Genomic DNA, 14,129 nt, shown 5'->3' with positions numbered 1-14,129 from the left:
CCTTAGGGTTGGCGTTTTTTTTTTGGACTTTTTATTTCTTTTTTTCAGGCGTGTTTTTCTTGTTTTAAAACAAAAAACTTAACGCCTTTCAAATAGTTAGTCAGCTAACGTCAATCGCTGCTCCGGGCTTCGATGGGTCTGGAGTGGAAACTTTACGTTACGCACTGTCAGTGAATATTTACGAAAAGGCCGTCGCAAACCCGTAAATCGGGTGTCTTTATCAGACTGTAAGGAAAATCTGCCGGAGCCAGTCCCTCCGGGCCTTGCGTAGCGCTCTGGCGCGCTTGTTTCAGTGTCGTTTGGAGGGTGAGATGCGCCCCATGCCTGTCGTGCAGGTGCATAACAAGAAGGAGGCGCAATGAACGCCGTTATCCATTTTCACTTCTCCACGTGGGGCGAATCTTCCATCGTCCACGCCGATGGCCTGCAAAGGCCTGACTCAAATTTTGCAGCCGCCCGGGCCTCCCGGGGTGGACACATGCAATCCCGGCAACCGACACGCTGATCCGGCGAGGTCTGGCAGCAGGGGGTTAGCGGTGTACAATGCGCCGCGTTTTAACTGTGACCCTCTGCGTAATCGCGCAAACCTCAAGGTTTATCCGCCTTGTTCACTCCGCCGCGTCACAAGCGTGTCGGGTTCGATTTCGTCACAGATAAAAACAAACAGGTGACGCATGACCGTTGTAAAAAAGCTGAATTCCTGGTGCCTGCGCTGGGGTTTGATCAAGGTTGGCTGAAATCGCCACCTTGCAGCAACGTCTACTGAACATCATCAAACCTTGCGTGAGACCTTTTTCATGAGTGGACAAAACTCGCAATCAGGCGAGCTGAAACGCGGCCTGAAAAATCGCCATATTCAACTGATCGCCCTCGGTGGCGCGATCGGTACCGGATTGTTCCTCGGCTCGGCCGGGGTGCTGAAATCCGCCGGCCCGTCGATGATCCTCGGCTATGCGATCTGCGGCTTCATCGCCTTCATGATCATGCGCCAGCTCGGCGAAATGATCGTCGAAGAGCCGGTGGCCGGTTCCTTCAGCCACTTTGCGCACAAATACTGGGGCGGCTTCGCCGGTTTCCTGTCGGGCTGGAACTGCTGGATCCTGTACATCCTGGTGGGCATGTCGGAGCTGACCGCGGTCGGCAAATACATCCACTACTGGGCGCCGGAAATCCCGAGCTGGGTCACTGCCGCCGCGTTCTTCGTGCTGATCAATGCGATCAACCTGGCCAACGTCAAAGTCTTCGGTGAAGCCGAATTCTGGTTCGCGATCATCAAGGTCGTGGCGATCGTCGGCATGATCGCCCTGGGCAGCTACCTGCTGGTCAGCGGCCATGGCGGCCCGCAGGCTTCGGTCAGCAACCTGTGGTCCCACGGTGGCTTCTTCCCGAACGGCGTCAGCGGTCTGGTGATGGCCATGGCGATCATCATGTTCTCCTTCGGCGGCCTGGAAATGCTCGGTTTCACCGCAGCCGAAGCCGACAAGCCGAAAACCGTGATCCCGAAAGCGATCAACCAGGTGATCTACCGGATCCTGATTTTCTACATCGGCGCACTGGTGATCCTGTTGTCGCTGACTCCGTGGGACAGCCTGCTGGAAACCCTCAACGCTTCAGGCGATTCCTACAGCGGCAGCCCGTTCGTGCAGGTGTTCTCAATGCTCGGCAGCAACACCGCCGCGCACATCCTCAACTTCGTGGTCCTGACCGCGGCATTGTCGGTGTACAACAGCGGCACCTACTGCAACAGCCGCATGCTGCTGGGCATGGCCGAGCAGGGCGATGCGCCGAAAGCGCTGGCCAAGATCGACAAGCGCGGCGTGCCGGTGCGTTCGATCCTGGCGTCGGCGGCGGTGACTCTGGTGGCCGTGCTGCTCAACTACCTGATCCCGCAACATGCGCTGGAACTGCTGATGTCTCTGGTGGTTGCAACGCTGGTGATCAACTGGGCGATGATCAGCTTCTCGCACTTCAAGTTCCGCCAACACATGAACAAGACCCACCAGAAGCCGCTGTTCAAGGCGCTGTGGTACCCGTACGGCAACTACATCTGCCTGGCGTTCGTTCTGTTCATCCTTGGCGTGATGCTGCTGATCCCGGGCATCCAGATCTCGGTGTACGCGATTCCGGTGTGGGTGGTGTTCATGTGGGTCTGCTACGTGATCAAGAACAAGCGTGGTGCGCAACAGGCACTGCACGCAGCGAGCGCAGCCAAGTAAGCGTCGTTGCAAAAACAACAAACCCGGCCAAGTGCCGGGTTTTTTGTACTTTCGCGGTATCCTGCAGGTTCTGATCAGGGACGCTTTTCCATGCTGGTGATTTCAAACAACGTGCATCTGCCGGATGCCGAGATCGAACTGACGTACATCCGCGCCCAGGGCGCCGGTGGGCAGAACGTCAACAAGGTCTCCAGTGCCGTGCACCTGCGCTTCGACATTCCGGCCTCGTCCTTGCCCGAGTTCTACAAGGAGCGGCTGCTGGCGCTGCGCGACAGTCGCATCACCGGCGACGGCGTGCTGATCATCAAGGCCCAGCAGTACCGCACGCAGGAACAGAACCGCGCCGATGCACTGGAGCGTCTGACCGAGTTGATCCTCAGCGCCACCAAGGTCGAGAAGAAGCGGCGGCCGACCAAGCCGACGCTGGGCTCAAAGAAGCGTCGACTCGAATCGAAGACCAAGCGCGGCAGCATCAAGGCCGGGCGGGGCAAGGTGGATTTCTAGTCTTCGCGGTATTTCGCCGTGTGGCGGTACAGATAGACGCTCAATGCCAGACCGCTCAGCGCGGCGAGGGCGGCGAACAGGAAGATCGAGGCAAAACCGAAGCCTGCTGCAATCGCCCCTGCCAGCGGCCCGGTGATACCCAGCGACAAGTCGATGAACAACGAATAAGCCCCGACCGCCGCACCACGGCTCGAGGCCGGCACCAGGTTCACGGCTTCCACGCCGAGCGCCGGGAACACCAGCGAGAAACCGAAACCGCTCAATGCCGCGCCGGCCAGTGCCCAGTGCGCGTCCGGCGCCAGCCACAGCAACAGCAGGCCCAAGGTTTCCACCGACAGGCAGGCAATCGCCACACGAAAGCCGCCGAGGCGGTTGATCAGGTTGCCGAACAGCAGTCGCGCACCGATGAAGCTGGCGCCGAACAGGCTCAGGCACAGCACCGCGTTATCCCAGTGCTGCGTGGCGTAATACAGGGTGATGAAGGTGGCGATAGTGCCGAAACCGATCGAGCCCAGCGCCAGTCCGCAGCCATGCGGGAAGACGCGCCCGAGAACGTGCATGAACGGCAGACGCTCGCCAGCCACAATCGGCGCGGCGGTTTTCGGCCAGGCCAGCAGCAATCCCAGGCTGGCGAGCAGCAGAATGCTTACGCCCATGCTCCACAGACCGAAACGGCTGACCAGCCATACCCCGAGCGGCGCACCGACGGCCAGCGCGCCGTAACTGGCGATGCCGTTCCACGAGATGACTTTGGCGGTGTTGGCTGCACCGACCCGGCCGATGCCCCAACCGATCGAGCCTGAGCCGACCAGACTTTCCGCGCTGCCCAGCACCAGACGGCCGACGAACAGGCTGATCAGGCTCAGCAGCGGCAGGTGGGGCGTCCACGCCGAAATCAGCATGAACACACCGCTCAAACCACAGCCGGCCAGACCGATCATCACGGCACGTTTGCTGCCCTGGTTGTCGATGATCTTGCCGGCATACGGACGGCTGAGCAGGGTAGCGAGGTATTGCACGCTGATCACCAGCCCGGCGATGACCGCGCCGAAGCCCAGGTCGCTGTGCACGTAGCCCGGCAGCACCGCCAGCGGAATGCCGATATTCAGATAACCGATGAAGGTGAACAGGACGATGGAAACGACTTGCAGCGTGACCGCCAGGGGGCGCTGGGGTTCTGGCATAGAGGACGACATGAATAACGATCCACGGGAAGAGCAGAATAGATAGGCTGCTCATGATACCGATGCGGACGCGTCTGGGGCGGGGAAAAGTAAAACTATTTGGCCGGGGCGACCAATTGCGTGGTGACCAGTGCGGCCAACGCGTTTTCTTCGCTGCCGAAACGGGCGAGCAGGGCAGCCTGTTTCTCGGGCGAGAGACGGCTCCAGATCTCGATCATCTTCTCGGTGGCACCGATCAGGATCTCGGCCTGTTGTTCATCGAATTCTTTGGACATGGCAGCTCAGGTTTCAGGCAGTGTGGAAAGCGCATGTTAGCGCTTTCCACACGGTCTGTACGGCGGGTGTTGCTTACTCTTCGCTGTCGGCCGGACGGCTCTCGGCGGCTTCTTTCGGCTCGGGCTGTTGGGCACCGGCTTGTTGCGTGGTCGTCTGCTCAGTTTCGTGCAGGCTTGGGAAGGGGAGATTCGGAATCTCGTGCATGGTTGCGCTCCTCGCTAAGTCTGTTGATAGATCTGGTAGATCCGCGCTTTCAGAAAGCTTGCGAAGGATACAGCAGGAAAAGTGACAAACAGATTTTTAAATCCATTTGTTTCGACAGGCGGGATTGTCTAGACAAGTGCGACAGGGTGACGCAGGGCAAATGTGGGAGCGAGCCTGCTCGTGATGAGTGCGCCTGATCGTTCCCACGCTCCGCGTGGGAATGCCTCAATGGACGCTCTGCGTCCGCTTCGGCAGGGACGCAGAGCGTCCCGGGCTGCATTCCCACGCGGAGCGTGGGAACGATCAAGACCAGGGGGAGTTATTTGCAGACGTTGGCGATCGCTTCGGCCAGCAGGTCGAGACGCGTTGCATCAATCCCGGCAACGTTGGCCCGGCCCGAGCTGACCATGTACACGCTGTGATGCTCGCGCAGGTTTTTCACCTGTTCCGGCGACAGCCCGGTGTAGGAGAACATCCCGCGTTGCACGCCGATGTGTGCAAAACGCTCGCGCAGACCGTGCGGCTCCAGCGCTTCCACCAGACCGCTGCGCAACTGGGCGATGCGCAGACGCATGGCTTCCACTTCGTCGGCCCAGCGGCGTTTCAGCTCCGGGTCGGCGAGGATCGTGGCGACCACGGCCGCGCCGTGATCCGGTGGCGTCGACCAAAGGTTGCGGGCAATGTGCGCCAACTGGCTGCGGATGTCGATGAGCTTGTCAGCAGTTTTCGCGCTGACGATCAACGCACCGGTGCGGTCGCGGTACAGGCCGAAATTCTTCGAGCAGGAGCTGGTGATCAGCAGCTCGGGCAACTCGGCCGCAAACAGCCGGGTCGACCATGCATCCTGCTCCAGTCCGTCGCCAAAGCCCTGGTAGGCAAAGTCGATCAGCGGCAGCAGGTCACGGCGGCGTACCACCTCCAGCACTCGCTGCCAGTCGTCGTGGCTCAGGTCGAACCCGGTCGGGTTGTGGCAGCACGCGTGCAGCAGCACCACATCGCCTTTCGGCACTTCGTTGAGCACGGCAAGCATGGCATCGACATCGAGGCGGTTGTCGCTGCCGACGTACGGGTAATGGCTGATCTTGACCCCGGCGGCCGCGAAAATCGTTTCGTGGATCGGCCAGGTCGGGTTGCTCAGCCAGACGCCTTTGCCCGGCAGGCATTGGGCGATGAAATCTGCTGCCAGACGCAGGGCGCCCGTGCCGCCCGGGGTCTGGGTGGCGCCGGCGCGTTGCTCGGCGATCAGCTTCGAGTCGGCGCCAAGCACCAGCTCATTGATGACTTTGCCGAACAGCGGATTGCCGTGGCCACCGATGTAGGTCTTGGTGTCCTGGCTCTCGACCAGTCGCGCCTCGGCGATTTTCACCGCTTCGGGGATCGGCGTCAGGCCCTGGGAGTCCTTGTAGACGCCCACGCCGAGGTCGAACTTGCGCGGGTTGGAGTCCTGCGCGTAGGCCTCCATCAGGCCGAGGATCGGGTCGCCGGGCACCCGGCCGATGGCGTCGAAGTGCATTACTTGCGTCCTTCTGCGGTCTTGGCCACTTCGTCAGTGCGCGCGGCCATGATGAAGTCGTTGCGGTGCAGGCCTTTGATCGAGTGGCTCCACCAGGTCACGGTGACTTTGCCCCACTCGGTCAGCAGGCCCGGGTGGTGACCTTCGGCCTCGGAGATCTCGCCGACGGCGTTGGTGAAGGCCAGCGCGTGCTTGAAATTCTTGAACAGGAAGACTTTTTCCAGCTGCATGATGCTGTCGCGGACTTCGATGTTCCAGTCAGGGATCTGCTTGATCAGGATCGGCAGTTCTTCATCGCTGACTTGTGGGGCATCGGCACGGCACGCTTCGCAATGGGCTTGGTTCAAAGTGGACATGGTTTGATTCCTGAGATCGGATGTCTTTTTTATAAGAGCTGTTACGGTCGTCAATGTCGTCACGCTAAACCAAAGCCGCGACGACTGACAGACTCACTTGTAAGTAAAAGCCACGGTTCACGCAGCTTTTGGTTTTGGCGGAAACTTCGGTGCGTGCAGACCCAGCTGCATGCCTTGCTTGACCATGGCCATGATGTCTTCGTGGGCCAGGTCGAACAGGCGCTTGAGATTCGGCAGAACAAAGTACAGCGGTTGCAGGATGTCGATGCGGTACGGCGTGCGCATGGCTTCCAGCGGATCGAAGGCCTGATGCTCGGGCTCGTCCGACAGCGAATAAACAGTTTCTTTCGGCGAAGACAGGATGCCGCCGCCGTAGATGCGTTTGCCTTGCGGGGTGTCGACCAGGCCGAACTCGATGGTCATCCAGTACAGCCGCGCCAGATAAACGCGTTCTTCCTTGGTGGCCTGCAGGCCGAGTTTGCCGTAGGTATGGGTGAATTCGGCGAACCACGGGTTGGTCAGCAGCGGACAGTGGCCAAAGATCTCGTGGAAAATGTCCGGCTCTTGCAGGTAGTCCAGTTCTTCACGGGTGCGAATGAACGTGGCCACCGGAAACTGCTTGCTGGCGAGCAATTCGAAAAAGGTCTGGAAAGGGATCAGCGCGGGAACGCGGGCAACCTGCCAACCGGTGGTCTCGCCGAGCACCTTGTTGATCTCGCCCAATTGCGGAATGCGGTCGTGGGGCAGACCGAGTTTTTCGATACCGTCCAGGTATTCCTGGCACGCACGCCCCTCGATCACTTTCATCTGGCGGGTGATCAGCGTGTTCCACACCGCGTGTTCTTCGGCGGGGTAGTCGATAAAACCTTGCGCATCGGGCTCGCGGGCCACGTATTGCGTCTGCTTCATACTGCTCTCCTGCGAGGGGAATTTCGTTCTTGTTATGTCCTGCGATGGACTGAGAAATACCCCGGAACGTTCGTTGTTGCAGCAGGTTGAAGACCGGCCGAGTAGGAAAAGTCTCTTTAATTCGTAAAATTTTCGTTACGCTTCGTGCGATAAGTCGTGTTTTCGGTGACTGTCGGGTTTGAAAACGCCGATGGCTGTCACATAATCTTGACGACTATCTTGCGCGCTGCGCAGAAAATTCCGGCGTCAGACCGCCGCCTCACCTGTTTCGGGCCTTTATATGCGTATCAAAGTCCACTGCCAGAATCGCATCGGCATCCTGCGCGACATTCTCAATCTGCTGGTGGAGTACGGGATCAACGTCGCCCGTGGCGAGGTGGGCGGTGAGCATGGCAACGCGATCTATCTGCATTGCCCGAACCTGATCAACATTCAGTTCCAGGCGCTGCGACCCAAGTTCGAGGCGATTGCCGGGGTGTTCGGCGTCAAGCGGGTAGGGCTGATGCCCAGCGAGCGGCGGCACATGGAATTGAATGCACTGCTCGGCGCGCTGGAATTTCCGGTGCTGTCGATCGACATGGGCGGCTCCATCGTGGCGGCCAACCGGGCGGCGGCGCAGTTGCTCGGGGTGCGGGTGGATGAGGTGCCGGGGATTCCTCTGTCGCGTTACGCCGAAGATTTCGATCTGCCGGAACTGGTGCGCGCCAACAAATCGCGAATCAACGGCATGCGGGTCAAGGTCAAGGGCGACATCTTTCTGGCCGACATTGCGCCGTTGCAATCGGAGCACGACGACAGCGAGGCCATGGCCGGTGCCGTGCTGACCCTGCACCGGGCGGACCGCGTCGGCGAGCGCATCTATAACGTGCGCAAGCAGGAACTGCGTGGCTTCGACAGCATCTTCCAGAGCTCGAAAGTGATGGCGGCGGTGGTGCGCGAAGCGCGACGCATGGCACCGCTGGATGCGCCGTTGTTGATTGAAGGCGAAACCGGCACCGGCAAGGAATTGCTGGCGCGGGCCTGTCACCTGGCGAGCCCGCGCGGCCAGTCGCCGTTGATGGCGCTCAACTGCGCCGGGCTGCCGGAGTCGATGGCCGAGACCGAACTGTTTGGCTACGGTCCCGGTGCCTTTGAAGGTGCGCGTGCCGAAGGCAAGCTCGGGCTGCTGGAGCTGACGGCAGGCGGTACGTTGTTTCTCGACGGCGTCGGCGAAATGAGCCCGCGCTTGCAGGTGAAATTGCTGCGTTTCCTGCAGGACGGCTGCTTCCGTCGTGTGGGAAGTGATGAAGAGGTTTACCTGGATGTGCGGGTGATCTGCGCAACCCAGGTCGACCTGTCGGAGCTGTGCGCGCGCGGCGAGTTTCGCCAGGATCTGTATCACCGCTTGAACGTGCTGTCGCTGCACATCCCGCCACTGCGTGAATGTCTCGACGGTTTGACGCCGCTGGTGGAGCACTTCCTTGATCAGGCCAGCCGGCAGATCGGCTGCCCGCTGCCGAAACTGGCGCCGGCGGCGATGGATCGGCTCAGTCACTACCATTGGCCGGGCAACGTGCGGCAGCTGGAGAACGTGTTGTTCCAGGCGGTTTCGCTGTGCGACGGCGGCACAGTCAAGGCCGAGCACATTCGCCTGCCGGATTACGGCGTGCGTCAGCCGCTTGGCGATTTCTCCCTCGAGGGCGGGCTGGACGAGATTGTCGGGCGCTTCGAGAAAGCTGTGCTGGAGCGCTTGTATTCCGAGCATCCGAGCAGTCGGCAACTGGGTAAGCGGCTCGGGGTTTCGCACACTACGATTGCCAACAAGCTGCGTGAGTATGAAGTCGGCAAGGAGTCAGGCAGCGCCTAATCAGCCACACACTGATCCCCCCACGCTGATCGTTCCCACGCTCTGCGTGGGAATGCCTCAATGGACGCTCTGCGTCCGCTTTGGGACGCGGAGCGTCCCGGGCTGCGTTCCCACGCGGACGGTTCGACGCCTCGACGTGGGAACGATCCGCGATCAGCAATCAGGATCAGGTATTTGCCGCCAAGCGGCATGACACCGCCGGTTTTTCGTCTTCGATACATTGCCCTCATCCCCGCCTAATCCCTCAAGTCCTTTGTTTACCGGGTCCTCGGCCGTCAGAAAAAAGTTGGTCTGCAAATTGCTTATGGCTCAGCAGTACAGCGGTGGGCGGCAAACGTCCGGCATGCAGAGGAAAGAGTGTGGACAAGTACCTTTATGTGGCAATGACCGGCGCCAGCCAGAACGCACTGGCGCAAAAGGCTCATGCCAACAACCTGGCGAACATCTCCACCAATGGTTTTCAGCGCGACCTGGAGCAGGCGCGTTCGATGCCGGTGTTCGGTGACAGCTTTCCGGCGCGTGCGTTTGCCATGAGCGAACGGCCCGCCACTGACTTCACGCCGGGCTCGCTGGTGCAGACCGGTCGTGACCTCGACGTGGCTGTGTCCGGCAACGGCTGGATCGCCGTGCAGAACCCCAACGGCGGCGAAAGCTACGTGCGCACCGGCAGCCTGAATATCGACGCACTTGGCGTATTGCGTGCCGGCAATGGCATGCCGGTCATGGGCAATGGCGGGCCGATCGCGGTGCCGCCGGAGCAGCAGGTGGAAGTCGGCGAAGACGGCACCATCAGCATTCGGGCGATGGGCGAAGGCCCGCGCGTCATGGCCGAAGTCGACCGGATCAAGCTGGTCAACCCGGACATCAAGAACATGAACAAGGGCCTGGACGGTTCGATTTATACCAAGGACGGCCAGCCTGCGCCGGCCGATGCCAACGTCAAACTGGTGTCGGGTTTCCTGGAGTCGAGCAACGTCAACGCCGTGGAAGAAATGACGTCGGTGCTGGCTCTGGCCAAGCAGTTCGAACTGCACGTCAAGATGATGAACACCGCCAAAGACGACGACCAGGCCATGGCTCGGGTCTTGCAGATCAGCTAATTATCAGAACGTCGCGCCGTAAAACAGGCGCACGAGGAGAATCGAATGCTTCCGGCTCTATGGGTTGCCAAAACCGGTCTGTCCGCCCAGGACACCAACCTGACCACCATTTCCAACAACCTGGCGAACGTGTCGACCACGGGTTTCAAACGTGACCGCGCCGAGTTCCAGGACCTGCTGTACCAGATCAAGCGTCAGCCAGGCGCCCAGTCGACCCAGGACAGCGAACTGCCGTCGGGTCTGCAAGTGGGTACCGGTGTGCGCATCGTCGGCACCCAGAAAAACTTCACCGCCGGCAGCCTGCAAACCACCGAGCAGCCGCTGGACATGGCCATCGACGGTCGCGGTTTCTTCCAGATCCTGCAACCGGACGGCACCACGTCCTACACCCGTGACGGTACTTTCCACCTCGACTCCAACGGCCAGATCGTCAACGCCAGCGGTTTCGCCCTGGAACCGGCCATCGTCATCCCGAACAACGCCCAGACCTTCACGGTCGGTCGTGACGGCACCGTGTCGATCACCGTCGCCGGCAACCCTGCCGCTCAGGTGATCGGCAACCTGCAAACCGCTGACTTCATCAACCCGGCCGGTCTGCAAGCGGTGGGCAACAACCTGTTCCTGGAAACCGCCGCTTCCGGTGCGCCGCAAGTCGGTACTCCGGGCCTGAACGGTTTCGGCACCACGCTGCAGAACACCCTGGAAACCTCCAACGTCAGCACCGTGGAAGAGATGGTCAACATGATCACCACCCAGCGCGCGTACGAGATGAACTCCAAGGTGATCTCCACCGCCGACCAGATGCTCTCGTTCGTAACGCAGAATCTGTAATCAAGTCTATGAGGCGGCCATGAGGTCGCCTGCAACACCGTGAGGTAAGGGTCATGAAACGCTTTGTATCTGTTGTGGCATTGAGCGGGGTCGTCTCGCTCGCGGGCTGCGTCGCTCCGACGCCCAAGCCCAATGATCCTTACTACGCCCCGGTGTTGCCGCGCACACCGTTGCCGTCGGCCGCCAACAACGGCTCGATCTATCAGGCCGGTTTCGAGCAGAACCTGTACAGCGACCGCAAGGCGTTCCGGGTCGGTGACATCATCACCATCACCCTGAACGAGAGGACCCAGGCCAGCAAGAACGCCAACTCGCAGGTGGCCAAGAACAGCAAGACCGGCATCGGCCTGACGTCGCTGTTCGGCGGTAGCGCCACCACCAACAACCCGTTGGGCGGTAACGACCTGAGCCTGGATGTCGGTTACAGCGGTGACCGCGCGACCAAAGGTGACAGCAAGGCCGCGCAGGGCAACACCCTGACCGGCTCGATCACCGTAACCGTCGCCGACGTGCTGCCCAACGGCATCATCGCCGTGCGTGGCGAGAAGTGGATGACCCTCAACACCGGCGACGAGCTGGTGCGGATCGCCGGCCTCGTGCGGGCCGATGACATCGCCACCGACAACACCGTGTCCTCGACCCGGGTCGCCGATGCGCGCATCACCTACTCGGGCACCGGTTCGTTCGCCGATGCGAGTCAGCCAGGCTGGTTCGACCGTTTCTTCCTCAGCCCGCTGTTCCCTTTCTAGGTGGCTACGTTGAATTTCAGAAGTCTCATGGTGGCCGCGTTCCTGTTGTCGGCGGCCTTCAATGCACAAGCCGAACGGTTGAAGGACATCGCCAGCATCTCTGGCGTGCGTTCCAACCAGTTGATCGGCTATGGCCTGGTGGTCGGTCTTAACGGTACCGGCGACCAGACCACGCAGACCCCGTTCACCCTGCAGACCTTCAACAACATGCTCTCGCAGTTCGGCATCAAGGTGCCGCCGGGATCGGGCAACGTGCAGCTGAAAAACGTCGCGGCAGTATCGGTGAGTGCCGATCTGCCGGCGTTCGCCAAGCCGGGTCAGCAGGTCGACATCACCGTGTCGTCCATCGGTAACTCCAAGAGCCTGCGCGGCGGCACTCTGTTGCTGACCCCGCTCAAGGGTATCGACGGCAACGTTTACGCCATCGCTCAGGGCAACCTGGTGGTGGGTGGTTTCGACGCCGAAGGTCGTGACGGTTCGAAGATCACCGTCAACGTTCCGTCGGCCGGTCGCATCCCGGGCGGTGCGTCGGTCGAGCGTTCGGTGCCGAGTGGTTTCAACCAGGGCAACAGCCTGACGCTGAACCTCAACCGTTCCGACTTCACTACCGCCAAGCGCATCGTCGACAAGATCAACGACATGCTCGGCCCTGGCGTGGCCCAGGCCATCGACGGCGGTTCGATCCGCGTGACCGCGCCGCTCGATCCGAGCCAGCGTGTCGACTACCTGTCGATCCTGGAGAACCTCGAAGTCGATCCGGGTCAGGCCGTGGCGAAAGTCATCATCAACTCGCGTACCGGCACCATCGTCATCGGCCAGAACGTGAAGGTATCGCCGGCCGCCGTGACCCACGGCAGCCTGACCGTGACCATCACCGAAGACCCGATCGTCAGCCAGCCGGGCCCGCTGTCCAATGGCCAGACCGCCGTGGTGCCGCGTTCGCGTGTGAATGCCGAGCAGGAAGCCAAGCCGATGTTCAAGTTCGGCCCGGGCACCACCCTCGACGAGATCGTCCGTGCGGTGAACCAGGTCGGCGCCGCGCCGGGTGACCTGATGGCCATCCTCGAAGCCCTGAAGCAGGCCGGTGCGTTGCAAGCCGACCTGATCGTGATCTGAGGACGCCGATCATGGATATGCGCAAAAGCGGTCTGGTCAGCAGCAGCGATTCGGGTTCGTACTCCGACCTCAATCGCTTGAATCAGCTGAAGGTCGGCGACAAGAACAGCGATGCGAACATGCGCAAGGTCGCGCAGGAATTCGAATCGCTGTTCCTCGGTGAAATGCTCAAGTCGATGCGTTCGGCCACTGAAGCGCTGGGGCAGGACAACCCGCTCAATACGCCGGCCGCCAAGCAGTATCAGGAAATGTACGACCAGCAACTGGCGGTCTCCATGTCCCGCGAGGGCGGTGGTATTGGCCTGGCCGACGTGCTGATCAAGCAGATGTCGAAGAACAAACCGATGGCGCCGGGCGAGGCTGCGGCCGCGTCCGCCGCCAAGCAGGAAGAAGCCAGGGCCAAGGCCGCTGCCGTGGCCACGCCGATTGCCGCTGGCACCGTGGCTGCCAATGGTCCGTTGTCGCGACTCAATGGCGAGCGTCCGCTGTGGGCATCGCGTTCGGTGCATGCGCCGAACACTGAACTGACCCATCGCAATGACATGGAAATGATCAACCAGCGTCGTCTGGCGTTGCCGCCGAAACTGGCGAATCGCTTGCTCGCAGGTCTTGTGCCGTCGGCCACGCCGGCAGCGGCCACTCAATTGCCGCAACGCGCCACGACCGTCGCTGCCACCGGCGCCGGCCCGCTGTACAACGGCGACTGGCTGGCCCGCGCCGAGGCGGACAAGGCTTCCGGCGGGCAGATGCAGATTTACGGTCGCGCCATGGCGCAGATCCCGCTGGCGCCAGCCAAGCGTGCATTCAGCAGCGCCGACCAATTCGTCAACACCATGCTGCCGATGGCGCAGGAAGCCGCAGCTCGCATCGGCGTCGATCCGCGTTATCTGGTGGCTCAGGCTGCGCTGGAAACCGGCTGGGGCAAGTCGGTCATGCGCGCCCAGGACGGCAGCAGCAGTCACAACCTGTTCGGCATCAAGGCCAGCAGCAACTGGAAGGGCGATTCGGCCCGGGCGATCACCAGCGAATTCCGCAACGGGCAGATGGTCAAGGAGACGGCCGAGTTCCGTTCCTATGCCTCGTACAAGGACAGCTTCCACGATCTGGTGACGTTGTTGCAGAGCAATAATCGCTATCAAGAAGTGTTGAAGTCGGCCGATAACCCAGAACAGTTTGTACGCGAATTGCAAAAGGCCGGTTATGCAACCGACCCGAACTACGCGACGAAGATTTCGCAGATTGCCAGGCAGATGACGGTCAATCAGAACTACGCTGCGGCCGGCGTTTCAACAACGCCCTTATAAACACAAGGTAAGGTTTGAATC

General features: G+C 60.9%; 14 protein-coding genes. 8 read left to right on the top strand and 6 right to left on the bottom strand.

Annotated features, from left to right (window positions below):
• Positions 1-797 precede the first annotated feature (797 nt).
• Together CAF77_RS24650 and arfB are read left to right on the top strand one after the other, a co-directional pair.
• On the top strand, positions 798-2,216 hold the full coding sequence (locus tag CAF77_RS24650) for an amino acid permease (protein WP_064378594.1): 1,419 nt from the start codon (positions 798-800) through the stop codon (positions 2,214-2,216).
• A 90-nt stretch (positions 2,217-2,306) separates the two neighbouring features.
• Positions 2,307-2,720 carry an alternative ribosome rescue aminoacyl-tRNA hydrolase ArfB gene (gene arfB / locus CAF77_RS24645; protein WP_011333010.1) on the top strand — a complete coding sequence of 138 codons (414 nt, stop codon included), beginning with the start codon at positions 2,307-2,309 and terminating at the stop codon, positions 2,718-2,720.
• Here the strand turns inward: arfB and CAF77_RS24640 are convergent.
• The 6 genes from CAF77_RS24640 to phhA form a co-directional block, all read right to left on the bottom strand.
• A complete protein-coding gene (locus tag CAF77_RS24640; RefSeq protein ID WP_170928991.1) occupies positions 2,717-3,904 on the bottom strand; it encodes an MFS transporter in 1,188 nt (395 codons plus the stop codon). The genes arfB and CAF77_RS24640 overlap by 4 nt on opposite strands.
• 95 nt (positions 3,905-3,999) lie before the next feature.
• Positions 4,000-4,179, bottom strand: a complete 180-nt coding sequence (locus CAF77_RS24635) for a hypothetical protein (protein WP_007958348.1) — start codon at positions 4,177-4,179, stop codon at positions 4,000-4,002.
• A gap of 73 nt (positions 4,180-4,252) precedes the next feature.
• Positions 4,253-4,384 carry a hypothetical protein gene (locus CAF77_RS29605; protein WP_007958347.1) on the bottom strand — a complete coding sequence of 44 codons (132 nt, stop codon included), beginning with the start codon at positions 4,382-4,384 and terminating at the stop codon, positions 4,253-4,255.
• A 319-nt stretch (positions 4,385-4,703) separates the two neighbouring features.
• Entirely contained in the window at positions 4,704-5,897 is a 1,194-nt protein-coding gene (locus CAF77_RS24630; RefSeq protein WP_064378596.1) for an amino acid aminotransferase, read from the bottom strand.
• Positions 5,897-6,253 (bottom strand): 4a-hydroxytetrahydrobiopterin dehydratase, encoded by a 357-nt coding sequence (locus CAF77_RS24625; protein WP_003222798.1) that lies wholly within the window; start codon positions 6,251-6,253, stop codon positions 5,897-5,899. The genes CAF77_RS24630 and CAF77_RS24625 overlap by 1 nt, the downstream gene beginning before the upstream one ends.
• Before the next feature lie 117 nt (positions 6,254-6,370).
• The gene (gene phhA / locus CAF77_RS24620; protein ID WP_039765515.1) at positions 6,371-7,162 is read right to left on the bottom strand and encodes a phenylalanine 4-monooxygenase; all 792 of its coding nucleotides are present in this window, start codon (positions 7,160-7,162) and stop codon (positions 6,371-6,373) included.
• Positions 7,163-7,442: 280 nt separating this feature from the next.
• Between phhA and CAF77_RS24615 the strand changes: the two genes are divergently transcribed.
• The 6 genes from CAF77_RS24615 to flgJ all read left to right on the top strand — a co-directional run bounded on the left by CAF77_RS24615 (position 7,443) and on the right by flgJ (position 14,108).
• On the top strand, positions 7,443-9,008 hold the full coding sequence (locus CAF77_RS24615; RefSeq protein ID WP_039765517.1) for a sigma-54-dependent phenylalanine hydroxylase transcriptional regulator PhhR: 1,566 nt from the start codon (positions 7,443-7,445) through the stop codon (positions 9,006-9,008).
• Positions 9,009-9,367: 359 nt separating this feature from the next.
• On the top strand, positions 9,368-10,108 hold the full coding sequence (locus tag CAF77_RS24610; RefSeq protein ID WP_007958343.1) for a flagellar basal body rod protein FlgF: 741 nt from the start codon (positions 9,368-9,370) through the stop codon (positions 10,106-10,108).
• A 45-nt stretch (positions 10,109-10,153) separates the two neighbouring features.
• On the top strand, positions 10,154-10,939 hold the full coding sequence (gene flgG, locus CAF77_RS24605) for a flagellar basal-body rod protein FlgG (protein ID WP_011333017.1): 786 nt from the start codon (positions 10,154-10,156) through the stop codon (positions 10,937-10,939).
• 53 nt (positions 10,940-10,992) lie between these two features.
• Complete coding sequence (gene flgH, locus CAF77_RS24600) at positions 10,993-11,688, top strand: flagellar basal body L-ring protein FlgH (protein WP_011333018.1); 696 nt, start codon at positions 10,993-10,995, stop codon at positions 11,686-11,688.
• Between the two features lie 27 nt (positions 11,689-11,715).
• Positions 11,716-12,804, top strand: coding sequence for a flagellar basal body P-ring protein FlgI (locus CAF77_RS24595; protein WP_039765528.1), 1,089 nt, complete (start codon positions 11,716-11,718; stop codon positions 12,802-12,804).
• 11 nt (positions 12,805-12,815) lie between these two features.
• Positions 12,816-14,108 carry a flagellar assembly peptidoglycan hydrolase FlgJ gene (gene flgJ / locus CAF77_RS24590; protein ID WP_085655443.1) on the top strand — a complete coding sequence of 431 codons (1,293 nt, stop codon included), beginning with the start codon at positions 12,816-12,818 and terminating at the stop codon, positions 14,106-14,108.
• Positions 14,109-14,129: the final 21 nt, after the last annotated feature.

Source organism: Pseudomonas sp. R15(2017) (assembly GCF_002112685.1).
GTDB classification, from domain to species: Bacteria; Pseudomonadota; Gammaproteobacteria; order Pseudomonadales; family Pseudomonadaceae; genus Aquipseudomonas; species Aquipseudomonas glycinae.
This window is presented reverse-complemented; position numbering and strand designations above follow the sequence as displayed.